This window comes from Erythrobacter neustonensis (assembly GCF_001663175.1).
Taxonomy (GTDB): Bacteria; Pseudomonadota; Alphaproteobacteria; order Sphingomonadales; family Sphingomonadaceae; genus Erythrobacter; species Erythrobacter neustonensis.
The window spans coordinates 2,758,229-2,779,926 of the sequence record NZ_CP016033.1 but is presented as its reverse complement, the minus strand read 5'-3'; the positions used below and the strand labels follow the sequence as shown (position 1 = coordinate 2,779,926).

Annotated in this window: 20 protein-coding genes; 12 read left to right on the top strand and 8 right to left on the bottom strand. The window is 66.7% G+C overall.

Annotated features, from left to right (window positions below; translation table 11 throughout):
• Positions 1–40: 40 nt before the first annotated feature.
• From A9D12_RS12905 to A9D12_RS12890, 4 genes are all read right to left on the bottom strand, one after another.
• Positions 41–1,126, bottom strand: a complete 1,086-nt coding sequence (locus A9D12_RS12905; protein WP_068352474.1) for a PA0069 family radical SAM protein — start codon at positions 1,124–1,126, stop codon at positions 41–43.
• A gap of 137 nt (positions 1,127–1,263) precedes the next feature.
• Positions 1,264–1,794, bottom strand: a complete 531-nt coding sequence (moaB, locus tag A9D12_RS12900) for a molybdenum cofactor biosynthesis protein B (RefSeq protein WP_068352472.1) — start codon at positions 1,792–1,794, stop codon at positions 1,264–1,266.
• Between the two features lie 14 nt (positions 1,795–1,808).
• Positions 1,809–3,605: a lytic transglycosylase domain-containing protein gene (locus A9D12_RS12895; protein ID WP_068352471.1), complete on the bottom strand. Its 1,797-nt coding sequence runs from the start codon at positions 3,603–3,605 to the stop codon at positions 1,809–1,811.
• Positions 3,587–4,399 (bottom strand): uracil-DNA glycosylase family protein, encoded by an 813-nt coding sequence (locus A9D12_RS12890; protein WP_068352470.1) that lies wholly within the window; start codon positions 4,397–4,399, stop codon positions 3,587–3,589. Before A9D12_RS12890 ends, A9D12_RS12895 begins: the two co-directional genes overlap by 19 nt.
• A gap of 127 nt (positions 4,400–4,526) precedes the next feature.
• Here A9D12_RS12890 and A9D12_RS12885 point away from each other — a divergent pair, with 127 nt between their 5' ends.
• From A9D12_RS12885 to A9D12_RS12855, 7 genes are all read left to right on the top strand, one after another.
• Positions 4,527–6,173, top strand: coding sequence for an electron transfer flavoprotein-ubiquinone oxidoreductase (locus A9D12_RS12885; protein WP_068352468.1), 1,647 nt, complete (start codon positions 4,527–4,529; stop codon positions 6,171–6,173).
• A 299-nt stretch (positions 6,174–6,472) separates the two neighbouring features.
• Positions 6,473–7,270 carry a 4-(cytidine 5'-diphospho)-2-C-methyl-D-erythritol kinase gene (locus A9D12_RS12880; RefSeq protein WP_197489825.1) on the top strand — a complete coding sequence of 266 codons (798 nt, stop codon included), beginning with the start codon at positions 6,473–6,475 and terminating at the stop codon, positions 7,268–7,270.
• A complete protein-coding gene (locus tag A9D12_RS12875; RefSeq protein ID WP_082925656.1) occupies positions 7,267–7,983 on the top strand; it encodes an N-formylglutamate amidohydrolase in 717 nt (238 codons plus the stop codon). The genes A9D12_RS12880 and A9D12_RS12875 overlap by 4 nt, the downstream gene beginning before the upstream one ends.
• Positions 7,984–8,024: 41 nt before the next feature.
• On the top strand, positions 8,025–9,746 hold the full coding sequence (gene ilvD, locus A9D12_RS12870) for a dihydroxy-acid dehydratase (protein ID WP_068352465.1): 1,722 nt from the start codon (positions 8,025–8,027) through the stop codon (positions 9,744–9,746).
• Positions 9,727–10,074, top strand: coding sequence for a hypothetical protein (locus tag A9D12_RS12865; protein WP_068352462.1), 348 nt, complete (start codon positions 9,727–9,729; stop codon positions 10,072–10,074). Before ilvD ends, A9D12_RS12865 begins: the two co-directional genes overlap by 20 nt.
• Positions 10,071–11,459 (top strand): NAD(P)H-hydrate epimerase, encoded by a 1,389-nt coding sequence (locus A9D12_RS12860; RefSeq protein ID WP_082925560.1) that lies wholly within the window; start codon positions 10,071–10,073, stop codon positions 11,457–11,459. The genes A9D12_RS12865 and A9D12_RS12860 overlap by 4 nt, the downstream gene beginning before the upstream one ends.
• Positions 11,456–12,664, top strand: coding sequence for a class I SAM-dependent RNA methyltransferase (locus tag A9D12_RS12855; RefSeq protein WP_068352460.1), 1,209 nt, complete (start codon positions 11,456–11,458; stop codon positions 12,662–12,664). Before A9D12_RS12860 ends, A9D12_RS12855 begins: the two co-directional genes overlap by 4 nt.
• Here A9D12_RS12855 and A9D12_RS12850 read toward each other — a convergent pair.
• Genes A9D12_RS12850 through A9D12_RS12835 form a run of 4 tightly spaced genes read right to left on the bottom strand, consistent with a single transcriptional unit; the run spans position 12,661 to position 15,482 of the window.
• On the bottom strand, positions 12,661–13,449 hold the full coding sequence (locus A9D12_RS12850; RefSeq protein WP_068352458.1) for a hydrolase 1, exosortase A system-associated: 789 nt from the start codon (positions 13,447–13,449) through the stop codon (positions 12,661–12,663). The two genes, A9D12_RS12855 and A9D12_RS12850, sit on opposite strands and share 4 nt — an antisense overlap.
• On the bottom strand, positions 13,446–14,135 hold the full coding sequence (locus A9D12_RS12845; protein ID WP_068352456.1) for an alpha/beta hydrolase family protein: 690 nt from the start codon (positions 14,133–14,135) through the stop codon (positions 13,446–13,448). Before A9D12_RS12845 ends, A9D12_RS12850 begins: the two co-directional genes overlap by 4 nt.
• A gap of 34 nt (positions 14,136–14,169) precedes the next feature.
• Positions 14,170–14,448 carry an acyl carrier protein gene (locus A9D12_RS12840; protein WP_068354511.1) on the bottom strand — a complete coding sequence of 93 codons (279 nt, stop codon included), beginning with the start codon at positions 14,446–14,448 and terminating at the stop codon, positions 14,170–14,172.
• A gap of 59 nt (positions 14,449–14,507) precedes the next feature.
• Positions 14,508–15,482 (bottom strand): GNAT family N-acetyltransferase, encoded by a 975-nt coding sequence (locus A9D12_RS12835; protein WP_231889629.1) that lies wholly within the window; start codon positions 15,480–15,482, stop codon positions 14,508–14,510.
• A gap of 66 nt (positions 15,483–15,548) precedes the next feature.
• On the opposite strand from A9D12_RS12835, the gene A9D12_RS12830 reads away from it, so the two are divergent.
• The 5 genes from A9D12_RS12830 (at position 15,549) to A9D12_RS12810 (ending at position 21,696) form a co-directional block, all read left to right on the top strand.
• On the top strand, positions 15,549–17,090 hold the full coding sequence (locus A9D12_RS12830) for an acyl-CoA ligase (AMP-forming), exosortase A system-associated (RefSeq protein ID WP_068352452.1): 1,542 nt from the start codon (positions 15,549–15,551) through the stop codon (positions 17,088–17,090).
• A complete protein-coding gene (locus A9D12_RS12825) occupies positions 17,087–18,313 on the top strand; it encodes a pyridoxal-dependent decarboxylase, exosortase A system-associated (protein ID WP_068352450.1) in 1,227 nt (408 codons plus the stop codon). The genes A9D12_RS12830 and A9D12_RS12825 overlap by 4 nt, the downstream gene beginning before the upstream one ends.
• A gap of 199 nt (positions 18,314–18,512) precedes the next feature.
• Positions 18,513–19,154: an XrtA/PEP-CTERM system exopolysaccharide export protein gene (locus A9D12_RS12820; RefSeq protein WP_197489823.1), complete on the top strand. Its 642-nt coding sequence runs from the start codon at positions 18,513–18,515 to the stop codon at positions 19,152–19,154.
• 16 nt (positions 19,155–19,170) lie between these two features.
• Positions 19,171–20,691 carry an XrtA system polysaccharide chain length determinant gene (locus A9D12_RS12815; RefSeq protein ID WP_068352449.1) on the top strand — a complete coding sequence of 507 codons (1,521 nt, stop codon included), beginning with the start codon at positions 19,171–19,173 and terminating at the stop codon, positions 20,689–20,691.
• Positions 20,692–20,706: 15 nt separating this feature from the next.
• Positions 20,707–21,696, top strand: a complete 990-nt coding sequence (locus tag A9D12_RS12810) for a nucleotide-binding protein (protein ID WP_068352448.1) — start codon at positions 20,707–20,709, stop codon at positions 21,694–21,696.
• The last annotated feature ends 2 nt before the right edge of the window (positions 21,697–21,698 follow it).

Below are 21,698 nucleotides of genomic sequence, written 5' to 3'. Positions count from 1 at the left end.
CGCGGCGCAAAAGCTGGCAGGATGGTCGCCGTCCGGTCGGTCAGAGCAATGACAATTGGCCGCCAGGAGCCGGAGGGCGGAAGCGCGAACAATCAAGTTCGAACCGCGCCTTGCCGATCCCGGCGCGCCGGCATGCAACCGCGAAGCGGGAGCGGATCAAATCGGCCCAGACGCCTTGCGCCTTGAACCGGCTGTGAAAATTGGGATCGTTGTCACGGCCCCCGCGCATGTCGCGCACGATGCTCATCACCTTGCCCGCGCGTTCGGGGTAATGGACGCCAAGCCATTCGCGGAAAAGCGGGGCCACTTCGTGCGGGAGGCGCAGAGGTATCCAGTTGATACTCCGGACGCCGCAGTCAGCCGCCCGGGCGACGATGCCTTCGAGAAATTCGTCAGTGATCGCGGGGATGATCGGCGAGATCGAGCAGTGCGCCGGTATGCCTAATTCGATCAGCTTTGCCAACGCTTTCAGCCGCTTGGCAGGGGATGCGCAGCGCGGTTCGAGCTTGCCCGACAGCACGGGATCAAGCGTCGTGATCGAGATCGACACCGCGACCAGCTTCTCGCGCGCCAGCGCCGTCAACAGATCGGTATCGTCGAGCACGCGGTCGGACTTGGTGGTGATCGTGACCGGGTGGCGCGTTTCGAGGCAGACTTCGAGCACCTGCCGCGTGATCCGCCAGTCCCGTTCGATCGGCTGATAGGGATCAGTGTTGGTCCCCATCGCGATCGGCTTTGGCGAATATCCCTTTTTCGCCAGTGTCTTGCGCAGCAGATTGGCGGCATCGGGTTTGGCGAAAAGCCGCGTTTCGAAATCCAGTCCGGGGGACAGTTCGTGGTAGGCGTGGGTGGGCCGCGCGAAGCAATAGACGCAGCCGTGCTCGCACCCGCGATAGGCGTTGATCGAGCGATCGAAGGGGACGTCGGGGGACTGGTTGAAGGTGAGGATCGATTTGGGGCGTTCCTCCGTCACGGTGGTGCGCAGTTTGACCGGCGGACCATCGAGGCTTGCCACATGATCGCGCCAGTCGCCATCGACCTCGCGCGCTGCCAGTCCGAAGCGGGTGGGGACGGCCCCCGATTGCGCTCCGCGACCTTTGATGGCTGAATGTTTCACGTGGAACATTTACGGAACAAAAGCGCCTTTGCCAAGGCAAAACCGGCAATTCGGCTTGGGCAAAAAGGGTCTGGACGGGGTCTAGAAGGGGTCTAAACCGTTCTCGCACCGCAGTGACGCGGCGCTGAGCGCCCTCTGAAACGTGGTCAGATTTCGCGCAAGCGCGGCATCAGCTCGACAAAATTACAGGGCCGGTTGCGACTGTCCAGCTGCTCGGCGAGGATGCCGTCCCAACCATCCTTGACCGCGCCGTTCGAGCCGGGCAGCGCAAAGATATAGGTCCCGCGCGCGACCACGGCACATGCGCGCGATTGCACGGTGCTGGTGCCGATCGTCCTGAAACTGAGCCAGCGGAACAACTCGCCAAAGCCGGGAATATCGCGCGCGCCGGCGATCATCGCCAGCGCCTCGGGCGTGACATCGCGCCCGGTCAGCCCGGTGCCACCGGTCGAGACGATCGCATCGATCGCGGGATCATCGATCCACGCCTCGAACTGCGCGGCGAGGAGTGCAGCGTCATCCTTGACGATCGCCCGCGCGGCAAGATGGTGGCCTGCGCCCGTGACCCGGTTCGCAAGAATATCGCCCGAGGTGTCGGTCTCGGGCGTGCGCGTGTCCGACACCGTCAGCACCGCGATATTGATCGGCTTGAACGCCCTGCCTTCGTCGATTGCCATGCGGCCTTCGCTCCTTACCGGTCGAGGCTGGCTGAACGCGTCACCGCCGCGCGCGGGAAGGCGGGCCATTGCCCTTGCGCCAGCGCGCGCCGGCTGGGCGACTGCACGCCTGCGGCGCGTTCATACATCCAGTAATTGCGCATCACGATCGCGACATAGCCGCGCGTTTCCCAATAGGGGATCGATTCCATCCAGAGCAGCGGGTCGCCCTGGTCGTTGATCTCGGCATTCCAGCGCGCCACCGGGGTCAGCCCCGCATTATAGGCGGCCATGATCTTGGGCAGCACGCCACCCGTGGCCGCCGAATCCCGCAGCATCGCCAGATGGCGCTGGCCATAGGCAAGGTTGACCTGCGGATCGTTCAGATCCTCGTAACTTGCCCCGAGGCTCAATCGCCCCGAATGGTCGCGCGCGGTCGATGGCATGATCTGCATCAGCCCGCGCGCATTGGCCGGGCTGACCGCACCGGCGCGGAAGTTCGATTCCTGCAAGGCGTGCGCAAAGGCGAGCGCGGGGTCGACCTGCCAGCCGCCCACCGGCTGCCAATAGGCGAGCGGGAAGCGCAAGCTGGGATCGCTGCTGGTGCCGTAGGGCGCATTGTGCGCCATGAACAATTGCGTGGAGGGCAGGCCAAGCTCGCGCGCCAATCGCGCGAGGGCGGTGAATTGATAGGCGGGGCCAATCCGCGCCTCGTGGCGCAGCACATCATCGGCCAGCGCGGGTCGGCCGATCTCGATCAGCGCGGCGGCGACCGCAACATTGGGCCGCTGGCGCAGCTGGGCCCAGTCCTCGCGGGTCAAGGGCGCAGGCGCGGCCTTTTGCGGCAGTTCGATCCCGAGCTGGTCGGCGGCGAGCATGCCATACAGCGTTTCGTCCATCCGCGCGGCGGCGGAGAGGTGCTGCTGTGCCTGACCCGGCTCGCGGCAACGCACCAGCGCGCGGCTGGCCCAGTAATGGCCCGCAGCCGCCAGCTCGACATTGGCGGCGCGCCCTGCCACGCGGGCAAACGCCTCACCCGCAAGCTGACAATAGCCCATCCGCCACGCGGCAAGGCCTTCGACCCATGCGGCTTCGGCCACCCATTCGCCGCTGCCTTCGGCTGCGGCCCGCGCCAGTTCGAGTGCAGGCGTATCCTCGTTCTCGATGTAGTAGCTCCACGCGACCCGCTGGCGCCATTCGGCGCGCGCATCGCCCGACAGGAACGGATCGGCTTCGGCCAGCAGGCGCTGGGCTTCGACCGGATTGTCGGCCTTGATCGCGGCCTGGATCAGCGCGGCGGTTTCGGCGGGCATCGTGCCGTCGTTCACGGGCCGCGGCTGGATGCGTTTGGGCGCGTAGGGCTGGCGCGCGAAACCCTGTGCGGTGGGCAGCGGGGGGAGCATCGTCACCCCGCGCTTGGCACCCATCTTGGCGAGCTGCTCGGCCTGCGGCAGATCGGTGCCGGCAGCAAACCATGCCGCGATCTGTTCGGGCGCGATCTTGGGGCTGTTGGCGTGGGTATAATATTCGGCGAGCGCCGCCTGCGTCAGGATGCCTTGCGGGCGCTGTGCGAGCAGGGCTTCAACCTGCGGCCATTGCTGCGTGTCAATCGCGGCGAAGATCTCGCGGTAGGCGGCGCGGTCTTCGGGCGAAAGCACCGGGGTCAGCACGCGTTCGGCAGGCGTTGCTCCGTTCCAGCGCGCGACAAGATCGCCGGCCTGTGCCGCCGCGGGTGCAGGCAACAGGCATGCGGCAAGCAGCATTGCAGTCACCGCCGCGCCGGAGCGGCGGCCCGCGCGCGTCGCAGCCTTGTTCAATGTGTGGCCGACCATTCGATCCATCTCCGCCAGAACCGGGCCTTGAGCCGGGGCATATCCATCAGGGCGTCGAGCGTCTCGCTCGGCAGGACAGGGGTAGTGCCACCTGCATGGTTGATTTGTCGTAAAGGTTCATCGCCCTTTGCGCCGAGCATGGGCGCGAGCCCTGCGCCGAAGGCGATCAGCCGCTGGGGGGCGACAAGCTGCACGTGATGTGCGGTCACCGCGTCCATGCCGCTGGCCGCGAGCTGCGCCAGATCGGCAAGCGGGCGGTGCGCAGGCAGCGCGGCGGCGATATAGACCGCGCTGTCGTCAAGCCCCATCGCCGCGAGAATATTGGCGAGCAGACGGCCCTGCGCGCCAGACAACAAAGTGTCGCGGTCTTCGGCCTCGGGCTGGCACACCAGCACCATTAGGGCGGGATTTTGCGGACCGCGCGGCAGCACGCGGGGAAAACCGCGCGCATCGTCGAGCATCGGGCTTTCCAGCCACCACTGGCCGAAGGCTGCAAGATCGGCCGGCGGCGAATCGCCCAGCAGATTGCGGCGTTCGGTCACACCTTGCGCGGGCGGATCGGCAAAGGCAGAAGGAATGGCACGCGGATGGGCGCCGCCCGGATGAGGCTGGCTCGCAGGCCCGCCGCGGCGCGCTGAAACAGGAATTGCGCCTGGAGCGCCAGCGCCTGCCGGGGCGCGCTCGGTCAGCCACGTCGTAGCGTCATCGGCAAAGTCGCAATCGACCCCCGCCATGTGCCACCAGGCCATCGCGCTCGCAAATTCCTGGGTGAAGGTGGGGTCGAGCCGGCTCATCTGGGGGTCATGCTATCCATCGCGGGTCTTGACTGTGTGCCAGTCGCTTAGCAAGTGGACAACCAAGGCATATCGCCAGATCGTGCGGAGCGCGCGGCAAAAACCAACTAGGATCAGGATGTCCTCGATGAGCGAACGTGAATCAATGCCCTGCGATGTCGTGATCGTCGGTGGTGGTCCTGCGGGGCTGTCGGCTGCGATCCGCCTGAAGCAGATCAATGCCGATCTGGAAGTGATCGTGCTTGAAAAGGGCTCGGAAATTGGCGCGCACATCCTCTCGGGCGCGGTGGTCGATCCCAAGGCACTGGACGAACTGCTCCCCGAATGGCGCGAGCAGGGCAACCCTATGGCGCAGACCCCGGTGACCGACAACTGGCACTGGGTGCTCTCGAAGACCGGCAAATCCGCGATGCCGCACGCGATCATGCCCCCGCTGATGAGCAATCACGGCTGCTATACCGGCAGCCTCGGCAGCATGACCCGCTGGCTGGCCGAACAGGCCGAGGCGCTCGGCGTGATGGTCTTCCCCGGCTTCCCTGCGGCCGAAGTGATGTTCGATGACAGCGGCGCGGTGTCGGGCGTGATCACGCAGGACATGGGCGTTGCCGCCGATGGCAGCCACAAGGGCGATTACCAGCCCGGCATGGAAATCCATGCCAAGTATACGCTGTTCGCCGAAGGCGCGCGAGGGAACCTGACCAAGCGCATGAAGGCGATGTTCGACCTCGAAGCGAACTGCCAGCCGCAGGTCTATGGCCTCGGCATCAAGGAATTGTGGGACATTGATCCCAAGAAGCACAAGCCGGGCCGCGTGATCCACACGCAGGGCTGGCCGCTGACCGAAAGCGACAGCTGGGGCGGGGGCTTCCTCTACCATCAGGCGAACGGTCAGGTGGCCTTGGGCTTCGTGACCGCGCTCGACTACAAGAACCCCTGGGTCTCGCCCTATCAGGAATTCCAGCGCTGGAAGAACCATCCCGCGATCCGCGAATATCTCGAAGGCGGCAAGCGCGTGGCTTACGGCGCGCGCGCGATCAACGAGGGCGGCTGGCAGTCGGTGCCCAAGCTCGCCTTCCCCGGCGGCGCGCTTATCGGTTGTGCCGCAGGCTTCGTCAACGTGCCGCGCATCAAGGGCAGCCACACCGCGATGAAGAGCGGGATGCTGGCCGCTGAAAGCATCGCGGCGGCGATTGCGGCGGGCGCGGAAAAGACCGAGCTGATGGAATATGACGCGGCGGTGCGTTCGAGCTGGATCGCGACCGAGCTGAAGCTCGTCCAGAACGCCCAGCCTGCGGTCGCCAAGTATGGCGGCGACATCGGCACCGCGCTCGCAGGCATCGACATGTGGATGCGCACGTTGAAGATCGGCCTGCCGATCAGCATGAAGCATAAGCCGGACTATACCTACACCGGCCGCGCCGATCTCTATCCCAAGATCGAATATCCCAAGCCTGATGGCGTGATTACCTTCGACCGCCTCACCAACGTCGCTTACAGCTACACCAACCACGCCGAAGACCAGCCTTGCCACCTTCAGGTGAAGGACTGGGAACTCCAGAAGGAGAGCGAGCTTGCGGTCTATGGCGGGCCTTCGGCGCGCTATTGCCCGGCGGGGGTCTACGAATGGCTGGTCGATGCAAGCGGCGAGCCCAAGTTCCAGATCAACTCGCAGAACTGCGTCCACTGCAAGACATGCGATATCAAGGACCCCAACCAGAACATCAACTGGGTGACGCCCGAAGGCGGCGGCGGGCCGAACTATCCGAACATGTGAGACGGGGGCAGTTCTGTGGCTAAGTTCGAGCCTTTGGCAGCATACTGCCGAGATCAGAGGCTTTCCGAGTTTGAGCTGCCCTTTCACAAGATCGAGGCAATCATTGGAAGCAAGCTTCCTCCGAGCGCCGCACGGCCTCAATACTGGGCAAATGTCGTGGACGGCAGCGGCCCCGTCCGCTCAGCAATGAAGGCCACCCCCTATGAGACGTTCCTTGTTGAAGGGTCCAAAAGAGTCAGGTTCAAGCGGAAAGCCTAAGCTTCGGTTTTGCGTGCTTCAAGCCGAAGGTTCGCATCGGCATGAATGAAACCGCCTACGCCAAGATCAACCTCGCGCTGCATGTCCGTAGGGTGCGGGAGGACGGGTATCACGCGCTTGAGACGCTGTTCGCCTTCGTCGATGCGGGGGATGTGCTGACGGCACAGCCGGCCGCGCAGGACAGCGTAACCACGCTGGGCGAGTTTGCGGGGGTGCTCGACAATCCCTTCGAAAACCTCGTCGCCCGCGCGCTCAATGTCCTCCCGCGCCCGCAGGGCCTTGGTGTTACGCTGGAGAAGAACCTGCCGGTGGCGGCGGGCCTTGGCGGCGGGTCGGCGGATGCAGGGGCGGTGTTCCGGATGGTCGAGGCATTGCACGGCCTGCCCGATGACTGGCAGGCGCGCGCCGCAAAACTCGGCGCGGATGTGCCCGCCTGCGTGCTCAGCCGCACCCATATCGGGCTCGGCACCGGCACCGAGCAGGTCGAGGTCGAGGACGACCTCGCCGGAAACCCGGTGCTGCTGGTCAACCCGCGGGTGCCGCTCTCCACCGGCCCGGTGTTCAAGGCGTGGGACGGCGAGGATCGCGGTCCGCTGCCCCAAGGCCCCGCATCGCAAATCGCGCGGGAAGGGCGCAATGACCTCGAAGCCCCTGCGATTTCGCTGTGCCCGGTGATCGCCGAGGTGCTCGCAGCGCTTGAAGTTACCAACCCGTGGCTTGCCCGCATGTCGGGTTCGGGCGCGACCTGCTTTGCGCTCTACGACAGTCCGGAGGCCCGCGATGCGGCGCAGGCCGCGATGCCACAGGAATGGTGGACGATGGCAGGGCGGCTGCGGTGAGCGAGGCCTTCCGTCAGATCGGCACGCCCACGCGCGGCGGTATCGTCTGCACCGCCGACCATGCCTCCAACCATGTGCCTGCCGATATCGACCTCGGCATCCCAGCCAGCCTGCTCGATGAGCACATCGCGATCGACATCGGCACCGAGGCGATCGCCCAAATCCTCGCACGCGAATACGCGATCCCCGCCCATATCGCCGCCGTGAGCCGCCTCGTATGCGACCTCAACCGCGAGGAGAGCGCACCCGGCCTCGTTCCCGAAATATCCGATGGGCACGCAATCCCAGGCAATATCGGCGCGGATCGCGCGGCGCGGCTCGCCCGGTTCTATCGTCCTTATCATAGCGCGCTCGGCGAATGGCTGGCGGCGGCGCAGCCGGCGCTGATTCTCTCGCTCCATTCCTTTACCCCGCGGCTCGAAACTTCCGATGCCGCGCGGCCGTGGGAAGTGGGGGTGCTCTACAACCGCGACGACCGCGCCGCGCGCATCGCGATCCCCCTGCTCGAAGCCGAGGGACTGATCGTCGGCGACAATCTGCCCTATTCGGGGCGCGATCTGAATTACACGATGAACCGCCACGCCGAAGACGAGGGGCGCGCCTATGTCGGCGTCGAACTGCGGCAGGATCTAACGCAAATGCCCGACGATCAGGCCCGATGGGCAGCGCTCTTGGCAAAAATTGCGCAAAGGGTTGCGTCTGACCTGCGCTGAGGGCAAGGGCATGTCGCAAATCGCTGTCTTCGGGAAATCTTATGTCGCAGAAGTTTGACAAGTCCAGGCTGCCCAGCCGCCACGTTTCGGTCGGGCCGGAGCGCGCGCCGCATCGCTCATACTATTACGCGATGGGCATGACCGAGGAAGAAATCGCCGCGCCCTTCGTCGGCGTGGTCAGCGCGGGCAACGATAGCGCGCCGTGCAACACCACGCTCAACGCGCAGGCCGATATCTGCCGCGAGGGCGTGATTGCAGGCGGCGGCACCCCGCGCCGGTTCAACACGATCACCGTCACCGATGGCATCGCGATGGGCCATCAGGGGATGAAATCCTCGCTCGTCAGCCGCGAAATCATTGCCGATTCGGTTGAGGTGTCGGTCAGAGGTCATTGTTATGACGCGCTTGTGGGCTTTGCAGGCTGCGACAAGAGCCTGCCCGGCATGATGATGGCGATGCTGCGGCTAAACGTGCCGTCGATCTTCGTCTATGGCGGCTCGATCCTCCCCGGCACCCACCGGGGCAATGACGTCACCGTGGTCGACGTCTTCGAGGCGGTGGGGCAATTCGCGGCCGGCAACTGCCCGCTGACCGAGCTGATCGCGCTGGAAAAGGTCGCCTGCCCCGGCCACGGTGCCTGCGGCGGACAATTCACCGCCAACACCATGGCCTGCGTCGGCGAAGCGATCGGATTGTCCCTGCCGAACGGCAATATGACGCCGGCACCTTACAGATCGCGCGATGAAATCGCGGTTGCTGCCGGGCGTCAGGTGATGGAACTGGTCGCGCGCAACTTGCGCCCGCGCGACATCTGCACCCGCGCCGCGTTCGAGAATGCCGCGCGCGTGGTCGCTGCCACGGGCGGATCGACCAACGCCGCGCTCCACCTGCCCGCGATGGCGAGCGAGGCAGGGATCGACTTCGATCTGTTCGATGTTGCCGAGATATTCAAATCAACGCCTTACATCGCGGACCTGAAGCCCGGCGGGAAGTATGTCGCCAAGGACATGCACGAGGCGGGCGGGGTCTACATGGCGATGAAGACGCTGCTCGACGGTGGGTTCCTAGATCCCGATCCGATCACCGTCACCGGCAAGACCATCGGCGAGAACCTCGAAGAGATCACCTGGAACCCAGACCAGAAGGTGTTTTACGATGTGAAGACCCCGATCACCCCCACCGGCGGCGTGGTGGGCCTGAAGGGTAGCCTTGCGCCCGATGGCGCAATCGTGAAGGTCGCGGGCATGGCGCGGCTCCAGTTCTCGGGCCCCGCGCGCGTGTTCGATTGCGAGGAGGATGCCTTCGCCGCCGTCGAGAGCCGCGATATCGCCGATGGCTGCGTTATCGTCATCCGTTACGAAGGGCCCAAGGGCGGCCCCGGGATGCGCGAAATGCTCTCGACCACCGCCGCGTTGTACGGGCAGGGGATGGGCGAGAAGGTCGCGCTCATCACCGACGGGCGCTTCTCCGGCGCGACCCGGGGCTTCTGCATCGGCCATGTCGGCCCCGAAGCGGCCGATGGCGGCCCGATCGCGCTGGTCGAGGATGGCGACATCATCAGCATCGATGCGACGCTCGGCACCATCGATCTCGAAGTGGCCGAGGACGTGCTGGCCGAGCGCCGCGCCCGCTGGCGGCCGCGCACCAATGATTACCAGTCGGGCGCGCTGTGGCGTTACAGCCAGATCGTCGGCAAGGCCCGCGACGGCGCGATCACCCACCCCGGAGCCAAGGCGGAAACCCATGTCTTTGCGGATATCTAGCGCCAGCGTTGCGCTCGCGCTGCTCGGCGCGTGCGGCGATACCAGCCCCGCGCCCGAGGGTGAGGCGATTGCCTGCGCGATCGGGCAGGGCGCGGACTTCGCCGAGGATTGCACTTTGGAACGGGTGGCGGGCGGCGACGCGGTGATCCTGCATCATCCCGATGGCGGCTTTCGGCGGATGCGGCTCGATCCGGCAACCGGCGTGCCGGTCGCGGCCGACGGGGCGGAGAGCGTCGTGATCGAGCAGACGGGCGACACGCTGCAATTCGCGGTTGGCGGCGACCGCTATCGCATCGCGCGCGGAACGCTTGCCACGCCCGCGCCGTGAGCCTGACGCAGGTTCTCACGGCGGAACAGATGCGCGCCGCCGAGCAGGCGCTGATCGATGCGGGAGCCTCGGTCAGCGACCTGATGGAGACAGCGGCCGCGGGTGCGGCGGAGTGGATCCGGCGCGTGGCTGCGGGCCGGTCTGTCACCGTGCTGTGCGGGCCCGGCAACAATGGCGGCGATGGCTATGTCATGGCACGGCTTTTGCGCGAGGCGGGCAATGCGGTGAGGGTGATCGCGCCGCTCGAGCCGCGCACCGCCGCCAGTCGGGACGCGCGTGCCCGCTGGGATGGTCCGGTCGCTTCGACAGCGGCGCAGGACGGCGATGTGTTTGTCGACTGCCTGTTCGGCTCGGGGCTCGCGCGCCCGCTGGCGCCGGAACACGCGCGGTTGCTGGGTGATTTGGCGGCGCGGCATCGTTACCGGGTGGCGGTCGATCTGCCTTCTGGCGTTTCGGCAGACAGTGGTGCGGTTTTGAACGACGGGCTTCCCGCCTTCGACCTCACGCTTGCGCTAGGGGCGTGGAAGTTTGCGCATTGGCGGCTGCCAGCGCGCGAGCGGATGGGGCAGCTGCGGCTTGTCCCGATCGGCATCGCGACCGTGGCGGGCGCCGCGCAGCTGATCCGCCGGCCGTCCATCGCCGCGCCCGCCGTGGACAGTCACAAGTATCGGCGCGGTCTGCTCGGCATCGTTGCAGGCGCGATGCCGGGGGCAAGCCTGCTCGCGGCTGCCGCGGCGCAACACGCGGGGGCAGGCTATGTGAAGCTGCTCGCGGATGTCGCCGATCCGCGCACGCCATGCGATATCGTCACCGACACGGGTCCGCTTGGCGAGGCGCTTGGCGATCCGCGGATTGCGGCGGTGCTGATCGGCCCTGGCCTCGGGCGTAGCGACGACGCACGCGATAAGCTCGCCGCCGCCGTGCAACATGCGCGCGCGCTGGTGATCGATGCCGATGCGCTGATGCTCCTCTCGCCGGATCAGCTGCACCCCGGCACGCCCGTGCTTTCCACGCCGCATGATGGCGAGCTGGAGGCGCTGTGCCTCAGTTTCGGGATCACTGCCGAGGTAAGGCATGACCGCGCACTGGCGCTTGCACGGGAAAGCGGGATGGTCGTGCTCGCCAAGGGGCCCGACAGCTGCGTCGCGGCGCCCGATGGCAGGCTTGCGCTTGCCCCGCCCGCGAAAAGCTGGCTTTCGATGGCGGGCAGCGGCGACGTGCTTGCCGGGATTGCGGCGAGCCGGATGGCGACGGGCCGCGATCCCTTTACCGCCGCGTGCGAGGCGCTGTGGCTTCACGGCGAGGCGGCGCGGCGGGCAGGCCCCGCTTTTGCGCCATCGCAGCTTGCCCAACAGGTGGCAGGCGCGCTAGCGGCGGCGCTGTGAGCCAGTCAGAACCCATTATCCGCCTTGCCGCCAAGGGCGACGGCGTGACCGCATCGGGCCGCCATGTCGGCGGCGCCGTGCCCGGCGACATGATCGCGCCAGATGGCGCCATCGCCCCGGGTCCGCATCACCAGACCCCGCCGTGCCGCCATTTCGCGGTGTGCGGTGGGTGCCAGTTGCAACATGCCGACGATAGCGTCCTGCGCGATTTCGTGCGCGATCGGGTGCTGCACGCGGCGCAGGGTCAGGGGCTTTCGGCGGAGGAGGTTCTGCCCGTCCACCTCTCTCCGCCCGAGACGCGCCGCCGGGCGGGCCTGCATGGCCTGCGCACTGCGCGCGGCGCGGTCGTCGGCTACCGCGAGGGCGGCGCACACCGCGTGGTCGATCTGGCCGAATGCCCCGTCATGCACCCCGCGCTGTTCGCGCTGGTCGCCCCCTTGCGCAAATTCGTCGCAAGCCACGGCCCCAAGGCGATGGTCGGGATCGAGTTGACGCTGTGCGATCAGGGCGTGGATGCAAGCCTCGTCCATTTCCCGATCGAAGGGCTCGACGCCACCGAAGCGGCGCTTGATTTCGCGCGCGATCAGGGGCTTGCGCGGCTTTCCTTCGATCAGGGATATGGTCCGGAAACCCTGTGGGAGCCCGAGCCTGTGACCGTGACGCTGGCAGGCGTGCCGGTCGGTCTGCCGCAGGGCGCGTTTCTTCAGGCGACCCAAGATGCCGAACACGCGATGGCGCGCGATGCCGCGGAATGGCTTTCGGGCGCGCGCGTTGTCGCCGACCTGTTTGCAGGGCTTGGCACCTTCGCCTTCGCGCTGCGCGGCGCGGAGGGTAGCGGCCGCAAGGTTCTGGCAGTCGAGGCCGACCGTGCGGCGCATCTGGCCTGCAAAAGCGCCGGGGCGCGCGCCGGCGGATCGGTGCTGGCGCTGCACCGCGATCTGTTCCGCGCGCCGTTGCAACCCGACGAGCTTGGCCGGTTCGACGGCGTGCTGCTCGACCCGCCGCGCGCGGGCGCCCGTGCGCAGGTGGCCGAAATCGCTGCGAGCGCGGTTGGCCGTGTGGTCTATGTCAGCTGCAACCCGTCAAGCTGGGCGCGCGATGCGGCAGTGCTCTGCGCGGCCGGGTTCCGGCTGACCAGACTGCGCCCGGTGGGCCAGTTCCGCTGGTCGACGCATGTCGAACTGGTGAGCCTGTTCGAACGCTAATCGCGCAGGCAGCGCAGCAACTCCGCTTCCAGCCATGCGCGGTGCGGCGGCGCGGAATAGGCGTGGTCTGCCCCTAGGCAACGGCGCAGGCGCGGGTCCGAAGCGGGCCACGCGGCCTCGAACAATTGTGCGGTGCGATCTTCGGACGCGAGCAGGATCGTGACCGGCCCGGCAAAGCCTGCAAGGCCGGATTCCATGTCCTGCGCGAGGTTCGATCGCGTGGGCGCGCCGCGCAGCGCGTGGCGTAGGCCCTTGCGCAGCTTCGAAAGGTCGACACCCCCGCGCAGCAAGCGCATGATCTCGCGCGAATTGGTCAGTTTTTCCAAGTAGCGCGCGCGCAGCGCCGCGGGCGGCGGCGGGGCGACATCGCTGCCGGACGCTGCCAGATCGATCGTCCACGGGTTCGACAGCACCAGGCCATCGGTGCCGGCGCCGCCCGAGAGCATCAGCGCGGAGGCCGCGTCGCAGTTCCCGAAAGCGATCACGCGAGAAAGCTGCGGTGCATGTTCCCGAAATGCCGCAAGAGCGGCTGCTATGTCATTGGCCGAGCCGCGGAAACCCGCGTTTTCGCCTTCGCTGTCGCCGATCCCGCGCCGGTCGAACCGGAACACCGGGTGGCCCGCCGCCGCGATCCTTGCTGCCAGCTGCGCCTGCCCACCGAACGCGCCGCTGCGCACCTCGTTGCCGCCAGTGACAATCAGCAGCCCGGTGGTGCCTTCCGCCATGTCGAGCGTTCCGGCGAGCCTGTCGGTTCCGCAGGCAAAGGTGAGCGACCGGCGGCTCATGCGCGCGGATCGCCGAAATTCGCGGCGATCAGTGCGCTGAGCCTTTCGGCCTGATCGGGATCGTCGTCCGGCTCTGCCCGCAGCCATAGCCCCGCGCCGCCGATCGCGCTCTGGGGAATGGCGGACTGCCCCGGCGCGGGGGCGGGCTCGGCAGTTTCAAGCGCGCGGATCATTTCGCTCCCGAGCATCCATCCGCCCAGTGTCAATCCTGCGGTGCGCCCGTGATCGAGCAGGCTTTGCGCGGTGTCGACCTTGCCCGCCTCGCGCGCCGCGATGGCCGCGCCGCGCAGCATCCCGCGGAGAAGTTTCGGGCCGGTTTGCGGGGCATAATGGAACCCGGGCAAGGCGGATGGCGCGATCAGCGCGCCCGCGCGGATGGCGAGCACATGCGTCGCGCGCAAGGATGCCGCAGCGGCTTGCGCAGCCGCACGCCAGCTTTCGAGTGTCTGGCTTTCGAGCGGAACAAGGCTTTCATTGCAGCCCGGAAGATCGGGCAGCAGGCTGTCGATCCCTGCGGCGTCGAGGTTGCGCATCACGCCCAGCGTGAGGCGGCGCAGCTTGTTCGCCTCATCGAACCACGCGGGCAGAACCAGAACGCGCGCGCGCCTGCCGCGATCGAAGGCGACCAGCAGTTCGGGCGGGCTGTCATCCCTGTCGTCCTGCGCGGGGTTCCAGGTGAAAATCACTGGCGGCGCGTCTTTGCGGCAGGGAAAACGGGGATCAGCGCTGGTCGAGCTTGGCGCGGGCGAAGGCCAGCAGCCCGCCGAAGGTTTCGAGCATCTCGCCGTCGACATCGTCGTCTTCGATCACGATCCCGAGCCGGTCTTCCATCTCGGTCAGCAACCCTGCGACCGCCATCGAATCGAGTTCGGGCAAGTGACCGAACAGGCCCGTGTCCGGTCCGAAAGCCTGTGCGTGAGCCGCATCGAGACCAAGCACATCGCCGATCAGCGCCTTGAGCTCTGCTTCGAGCGCATCACCGCCTGCTTCGGTGTCCATATTCGAAAACGTGGTCATCGCGCGCAAAAATTCCCTCTCAGTCGCCTCGGCCGCGGGGCTTAGCCATGGCTGCGCGCAGGCGCAAGTTTTGCAAGCCCGCGCAAATTTGCGAGGTTCCGCTTGGCGAGCGGCGCCCAGGCGCGGGGCTGGCGCGGATCGAGGCAGTCGATCCGGTAGCGCGGGCGGACGGCTTCCATCCAGTCGGCCTTGTAGCTTTGATCGCCGGTGCCGAAATCGATCAGCGCGGTCTGGTCGATGTCGATAACATGCCTGAACAATGCGGCGCTGAGCGTGGTGCCTGCCGACAGTTGCTTGTGGCTTTCAAGATGTGCGAGCTTGTGGATGTAAGCGACGGAATTTTCGACAGTCCATACCTGTGCCGCCACGGCCATGCCATCCGCGCGCGCGATTCCCATTCGCAACCGCCCGGCTGCGCCCTCGGCCTCGGCGAAGCTGCGCAGCATCGCGGGATAATCTTCGGCCGGTTTCCAGCTTGCCGCATAGATCGCCTCGTATTCGGCCCAGACGGCGGGATCGAACCGGGTCAGCACCTCGACCGCGACCTTGCCGGCCTTGCGCTTCAAGGTGGTTCGCAGCGCGCCCGGACGCGTCTGCCAATATTCGGCAAAACTGCGGCCGCGCACGGGGAGCACGTGGTTGGTGTCGCAAGGCTCGACCTGCACCGTCCATCCCGCCGCGCAAAAGGCGCGCGCCAGTTGGTCTGCCGCACCATCTTCACCCGGCACGGGTTCGAGCGTGACGCGCCAGCCGCGATGTCTCAAGCTGCGCGCCATGGCTTCGAGCAGGCGGTCGCCGGCCGGCGAGGCAGGCGCCGCCGCACGCCAGATGAAGCTGTACCAGTTTCGCAATCCGGCGATCCGGCCCCCGCTCTCGGTCAATGCCAGCGCCGCTGTTTCGCCGCTATCGCTGGCCGTCACTACCAGCGGGAGCAGGCCCGTCTGCGCCAGCAGCGCAAACCATTCGGTGCGGTCGAAGGGGCCGGGTACGGACGCGCGGCCTTGCGCGCCAGTCAAGGCTTGCAAGACGTTAACGCTATCGTGATACCGCGCTTCGATCACTGAAGAAGATTGCTCCGCTCGATGTCGCACCTGTTTACGCCTGCTGCCTTCCCGCTTGACCACCTTGCCGAACGGGCGGGGGCGGCGGGGCGTGGGAGCGCGCCGGCGCTGCATTTGCGCGAGGGCACGCTTAACCACAATCAGTTAAGACAGCGTGTCGCGATGCTTGCCGGATGGTTGGCGCACAAGGTGCCCGGCAAGGGCGCGCGCGTGGCAAGCTGGGCGGCCAAGGGCGAGCTTACATGCCTCCTGCCGCTTGCCGCCGCGCGCGCGGGGCTGGTGCATGTGCCGATCAACCCGCTGCTCAAACGCGCGCAGGCCGCGCATATTCTGGCCGACAGCGGTGCGACCTTGCTGATCGGGACGCCCGCACGGCTTGCCACCCTCGAGCCGGGCGATCTGACCGCGCCTTGTGCGGTGATCGGCGAAGACGAGGCGCTTTTGCAGGCCACGTCCGCAGGGCGGACGCTTGGCCCCTCCGCAGGCGATCCGGCGGATCTTGCCGCGATCCTTTACACCAGCGGCTCGACCGGGCGGCCCAAGGGCGTGATGCTGAGCCATGCGAACCTGTGGCTCGGCGCGATGAGCGTGGCGCACTATCTCGGATCGGCAGAGGACGACGTGACGCTCGCGGTGCTGCCGCTGTCTTTCGACTACGGGCAGAACCAGCTTCTGAGCACGTGGTATGCGGGCGGCAGCGTCGCCCCGCTCGATTTCCTGTTTCCCAAGGACGTGGTCAAGGCCTGCGCCCGGCACCGTGTGACCACGCTCGCCGCTGTGCCGCCCTTGTGGGTGCAACTGACCGAAACCGATTGGCCCGCCGAAGCGCGCGCATCGCTGCGCCGCCTGACCAACAGCGGCGGGGCCTTGACGCTCGAACTGGTGCGGCGCTTGCGCGGAATGTTTCCCGATGCGCGGCTATTTCCGATGTATGGCCTGACCGAGGCGTTCCGCTCGACCTATCTCGATCCTTCGCTGGTCGACGCGCACCCCACGTCGATGGGCACAGCGATCCCCTTTGCCGAAATCCTCGTGGTCGACGAGACCGGAGACATCGTTGCAGACGGCGAGGAAGGCGAACTGGTGCATTGCGGGCCGCTGGTGGCGCAAGGCTATTGGCAGGATGCAGCGCGCACTGCCGAACGCTTCAAACCCGCGCCCGCGGCCTCGCGCTATGGCGGGATGGCGGTGTTTTCAGGCGACCGCGTGCGCCGCGATGCGGACGGGCTGCTATATTTCGCGGGCCGCCGCGATGCGATGATCAAGAGCGCGGGCAACCGCATCTCGCCGCAGGAGATCGAGGAGACCGTGCTCGCAAGCGGCCTTGCCGCCGAGGCGGTTGCGCTGGGCGTGCCCGATGCGCGGCTTGGTCAGGCGGTGCATCTGGTGGTGCGCGGCGATCCGGCGGGTGGCGAGGCGCTGGCGCAACGGCTGCGGCGCGACCTGCCCAATTTCATGCAGCCGCAGATGATCCACTGGCGCGAGGCGATGCCGCTGAACCCCAACGGCAAGATCGATCGCACCGCATTGCAGGCGCAGCTCAACAAGGAACATGGCGCATGAAGCCCGTTGGCCCGATCCCCCCCGGTTTTGACGCGATCGATGGCGAACTTGCCATCTCAGGGCGCCGTGCGAGCGAATGGGTGGCCCAGGCCGGCCGCACCCCGCTGTTCGTCTATTCAAAGGCGATGATCGATGCGCGGGTCGCGCAGCTGCGCGCCCATCTGCCGGCGCGCGTGGGGCTGAATTACGCGGTCAAGGCGAACCCGCACCCGGCGGTGATCGCGCATATGGCGCCGCTGGTGGACGGGTTCGATATCGCCTCGGCAGGCGAGCTTGCGCTGTGCGTGGCTGCCGGGATCGACCCGCGCCGGATCAGCTTTGCAGGGCCCGGCAAGCGCGACGAGGAACTCGAGGCGGCGATCGGCGCGGGCGTCACGCTCAATTGCGAGAGCGAGGGCGAGGGGATGCGCGCGCTCGCGATCGGACAGCGGCTTGGCATCGCGCCGCGCATTGCGGTGCGGGTCAATCCGTCTTTCGTGATGACCGGATCGGGCATGAAGATGGGCGGCGGGGCCAAGCAGTTCGGGGTCGATGCCGAGCGCGTGCCTGCGCTCGCCCGGCAGCTGATCGCGCAAGGGGCCGAATGGCGCGGCCTGCATATCTTCACCGGAAGCCAGACATTGTCCGCCGATGCGATCATCGAGGCACAGGGCAATGTGCTCGATCTTGCCGCTGCGCTGACCGAGGAGATCGGCCATGGCTGTCCCAAGCTCAACATGGGCGGCGGTCTGGGCATCCCCTATTTTCCGGGGGATACACCGGTCGATCTGGCACGCGTGGGCGATGCCTTGACGGCGCGGGTGGCGGCTCTGCCCGGAGCACTGGCGGACACCGCCCTGTGCCTCGAACTGGGACGTTATCTGGTGGGCGAGGCGGGGGTCTATCTTGCCCGCATCATCGACCGCAAGATCAGTCACGGGGCGACATTCCTCGTCACCGACGGCGGGCTGCATCACCAATTGGCCGCATCGGGCAATTTCGGCACGGTGGTGCGGCGCAATTATCCCTCTGCGATTGCAACACAATACGGGGCGGAGCCGACAGAGGAAGTGAACATCGTCGGCTGTCTTTGTACACCATTGGACCGGCTCGCCGACAACGCGATGATGCCTCATGCCGATGTGGGCGATCTGGTCGCGATCTTTTGTGCCGGGGCTTACGGCGCGACCGCCAGTCCCAGTGCATTTCTGGGTCATGGGCCTGCCGCCGAATTGCTGGTCTAGGACGCACAAGGCGCATAGCAGAGGCGCGCGCACCACCGTCCCGATTTGGGATGAGGCGGGATTCTGCCCTGTATAACTAACAATATGTTCACCATTTCCCGCGACAAGAAACCCCATAACCGGGCGTTTTTTCGTCTCGCAGGGTTTGCTGCGGGCGCGGCGATCCGCCCGGTCGAAATGGCCAAGGACATGACCTTCGATGTTGCAATTTCCGTCTATCAGCCGCCTTGCCCTTGTCAGCGGGCTTGCCGCGATGCTCGCCGCGTGCGGTGGGGCTGGCCAGGAACTTCCTGCAGCCAGCTACGCCGCGGGCAGCATTGCCCCGTCCGAGGAATACACCATCGGCCCGCTCGACGAGATCACGATTCACGTCTGGCGTAACCCCGAGCTCAGCGCCGACAAGGTCCGCGTGCGCCCCGATGGCCGGCTGACGATCCCGCTGGTGCAGGACATCCCGGCGGTGGGCAAGACCGCAACCCAGTTGCAGGAATACATCGCGGGCGAACTGGCGAAATATATCGAGCAGCCGATCGTGTCGGTGATCGTCAACACGCCCGAAGGCAATTTCAACCAGCAGGTGCGGATCATCGGCGCCACGCCGCAACCGGCCTCGCTGCCGTTCCGGGCGAACATGACCGTGCTCGACGCGATGATCGCGGTGGGCGGGCTCAATGAATTTGCGGCCGGAAATCGGGCCAAGCTGATCCGTCTCGACAGCGGGAAGGGCGCGCAGGCCGAATACCGGCTGCGCCTGTCCGATCTGATCCGCAAGGGCGATGCGAGCGCAAACGTGATGCTGAAGCCCGGCGACACGATCATCATCCCCGAGAGCCGGTTCTAGGGCGCGGCGCAGGGCGATGAGCGAGATCTTCGACGAATTGCGCGCGGCGCTCTGGTCGGTCTGGAACCGGCGCTGGATCGCGATTCTGGTCGCCTGGGGCGTGTGCCTGGCAGGCTGGCTCGCGGTCTCGATGATTCCCAACAAGTACGAATCCAAGGCGCGCGTCTATGTCGATGTGCAGGATGTGCTTTCCAAGCAGCTCGGCATCGCCGGGGACGGCAAGGAAGAGATCCTGCGCGTGCGCCAGACGTTGTCGAGCGCAAAGAACCTCGAAAAGGTGGTCACCGCGACGCAGCTTGGCGAGGGCTTGAGCGGGCGCGGTGCGATCGATGCGGCGATCGCCGATCTGGAAAAGCGGGTGAAGGTCACGAGCGAGCAGGACAACCTGTTCGAAATCACCGCCGAGATCGGGAAAAGCGATTTCACCGACGCGCAGAATGCCGTGCTGGCGCGCGACGTGGTGCAGAAGCTGCTCGACATCCTGCGCGAGGAACACATCCTCGGCAACCGCGCCGGGATCACCTCGGCAATCGATGACCTCGACCGCCAGCTCGGCGAACGCAAGGCCGAGCTTGAGCAGGCCGAACAGCGCCGTCTGGCGTTCGAGGCGCAGTACCCCGATCTGGTCGGCGGCTCGGACAGCCTGTCGAGCAAGGTTCAGCAGGCCCGCGCCGAACTGCGCGATGTCGAAGCCGATCTGGCCGCCGCGCAAAGCGGGCTGGCGGCGATTTCCGGGCAGATTTCGAGCACGCCGCGCACCGTCGTCGGCGGACGCGATGCCACCGGGCCGCGCGCCGCGCTCCAGCAGGCGCAAACCCAGCTGGCCGAACTGCGTGCACGCGGGCTGACTGACAGCCACCCCGATGTCGTCTCGACCACCCGGCAGGTCGCGATCCTTTCGCGTCAGGCGGCTGCTGCAGGCGATGATGCGGGCGGCGCGCCCAACCCGGCCTATGCCTCGCTGGTCGCGATCCGCAGCGAACGCCAGGCAAGCGTGGAATCGCTTCAGGCGCGGCGCGCGGCGTTGCAGAGCAATGCCGCAGGACTGATCGCCAGTCAGGCAAGCGAGCCTGCGGTCGCTGCCGAAGCCAACCGCATCAGCCGCGATTATGACGTGCTGCGCAAGAATTACGAAAAGCTGCTCGAAGACCGCGAGGCGCTGCGCACGCGCGGGCAGGTCGAGGACAAGGCGAGCCAGTTCCGGTTTGACATCATCCAGCAGCCTGGTGTTCCGCAAAAGCCGGCCGCGCCCAACCGTCCGCTCTTGCTGCTCGGCGTGCTGATTGCAGGGATCGGGGCAGGGGTGGCGGTCGCTTATGGGCTGAGCCAGCTCAAATCGAGCTTCGCCACGCCGCAAAAGCTCGAACGCGCGCTCGATCTGCCGGTGATCGGGGCGATTTCGCTGACCGTGTCGGATGCCGCCCGCGCGGTCGAAGCGCGGCGCTTGAAGCAATTTGGCGGGGCCTGCGCCGGGCTTGCCGCAATGTTCGTGATTCTGCTCGCGATCGAGTTCGTCTCGGTCGGGGCGATGGCCTGAGGGCGGGGAAAGACGATGACCGATCAGGGCAAGATCAACCGCGAGGGCGCCCGCCCGGTATCGCTATTCGAGCGCGCGGATGCGGCCTACGGCCTTGGTCCGCGCCGCGGCGTCGTGCACAGCGATGACACTCTGAAGGTGCCACCCGTGCCGCAAAATCTGCGGCGCACGCAGGCCCCCCCGCAACCACAACCGCAACCCGGTGCAGCGCCTGCGACTGCGGCCCACGCCGTTCCCCCCCGTGCAACCGGGGAAGCGCCGCGCGCTGCGGTGGCGTTCACAGGGCCGATGGCCGCGATCGACCGCGATCACCTGCGTGATGCGGGGCTGATCGTTCCCGAAGAGCCGGTGACCGCGCTGCTCGAAGAATTCCGCATCGTGAAGCGCGAACTGCTCGCCGATGCGCGCAGCAGCGGCAATCCGCTGGCTTGGCGCATTCTGGTGTGTTCGCCGCTGCCGGGCGAGGGCAAGACCTACTGCGCGACCAATCTCGCGATTGCGCTCGCCGCGGAACGCGACCTCGAAGTGCTGCTGGTCGATGCCGATGTGGTCAAACCCGGCATTGCCGACCGGCTCGGGATTGCCGCTGAACGCGGATTGATGGACGCGCTCGCCGATCCCGCGATTGCGCCCGAAAGCCTTGTGGTGCGCACCGATATCGACGGCTTGTTCGTGCTGCCTGCCGGAACCGCCAGTTCGCGCGACGCCGAATACCTTGCCAGCGCGCATACCGCCGCCGTGCTCGACCGGCTGACGCAAGGCGCGGGCGAGCGGATCGTGATCTTCGATACGCCGCCGGCGCTCGCCGCGTCGCCCGCAGCCGAGCTTGCCCAGCATGTCGGGCAGGCGCTGCTAGTGGCGCGGGCGGACGAGACCAGCCGGGCAAGCCTCGAGGATGCGCAGCAATTGCTGTCGGCCTGCAGCGACATCAAGCTGCTGCTCAATGCGGCACGCTACAACACGTCCGGGCGTCGGTTCGGCTCATACGGCACGAAGGGGAATTGATC

Bases quoted from the DNA above. Each gene is read 5' to 3' on its own strand.
- moaB (WP_068352472.1), bottom strand. From the start codon at position 1,794: ATGGCAATCGACGAAGGCAGGGCGTTCAAGCCGATCAATATCGCGGTG.
- A9D12_RS12905 (WP_068352474.1), bottom strand. From the start codon at position 1,126: ATGTTCCACGTGAAACATTCAGCCATCAAAGGTCGCGGAGCGCAATCG.
- A9D12_RS12890 (WP_068352470.1), bottom strand. From the start codon at position 4,399: ATGAGCCGGCTCGACCCCACCTTCACCCAGGAATTTGCGAGCGCGATG.
- A9D12_RS12820 (WP_197489823.1), top strand. From the start codon at position 18,513: ATGTTGCAATTTCCGTCTATCAGCCGCCTTGCCCTTGTCAGCGGGCTT.
- A9D12_RS12880 (WP_197489825.1), top strand. From the start codon at position 6,473: ATGAATGAAACCGCCTACGCCAAGATCAACCTCGCGCTGCATGTCCGT.
- A9D12_RS12895 (WP_068352471.1), bottom strand. From the start codon at position 3,605: ATGGTCGGCCACACATTGAACAAGGCTGCGACGCGCGCGGGCCGCCGC.
- A9D12_RS12815 (WP_068352449.1), top strand. From the start codon at position 19,171: ATGAGCGAGATCTTCGACGAATTGCGCGCGGCGCTCTGGTCGGTCTGG.
- A9D12_RS12810 (WP_068352448.1), top strand. From the start codon at position 20,707: ATGACCGATCAGGGCAAGATCAACCGCGAGGGCGCCCGCCCGGTATCG.
- A9D12_RS12840 (WP_068354511.1), bottom strand. From the start codon at position 14,448: ATGGACACCGAAGCAGGCGGTGATGCGCTCGAAGCAGAGCTCAAGGCG.
- A9D12_RS12830 (WP_068352452.1), top strand. From the start codon at position 15,549: ATGTCGCACCTGTTTACGCCTGCTGCCTTCCCGCTTGACCACCTTGCC.
- A9D12_RS12825 (WP_068352450.1), top strand. From the start codon at position 17,087: ATGAAGCCCGTTGGCCCGATCCCCCCCGGTTTTGACGCGATCGATGGC.
- ilvD (WP_068352465.1), top strand. From the start codon at position 8,025: ATGTCGCAGAAGTTTGACAAGTCCAGGCTGCCCAGCCGCCACGTTTCG.
- A9D12_RS12885 (WP_068352468.1), top strand. From the start codon at position 4,527: ATGAGCGAACGTGAATCAATGCCCTGCGATGTCGTGATCGTCGGTGGT.
- A9D12_RS12850 (WP_068352458.1), bottom strand. From the start codon at position 13,449: ATGAGCCGCCGGTCGCTCACCTTTGCCTGCGGAACCGACAGGCTCGCC.
- A9D12_RS12865 (WP_068352462.1), top strand. From the start codon at position 9,727: ATGTCTTTGCGGATATCTAGCGCCAGCGTTGCGCTCGCGCTGCTCGGC.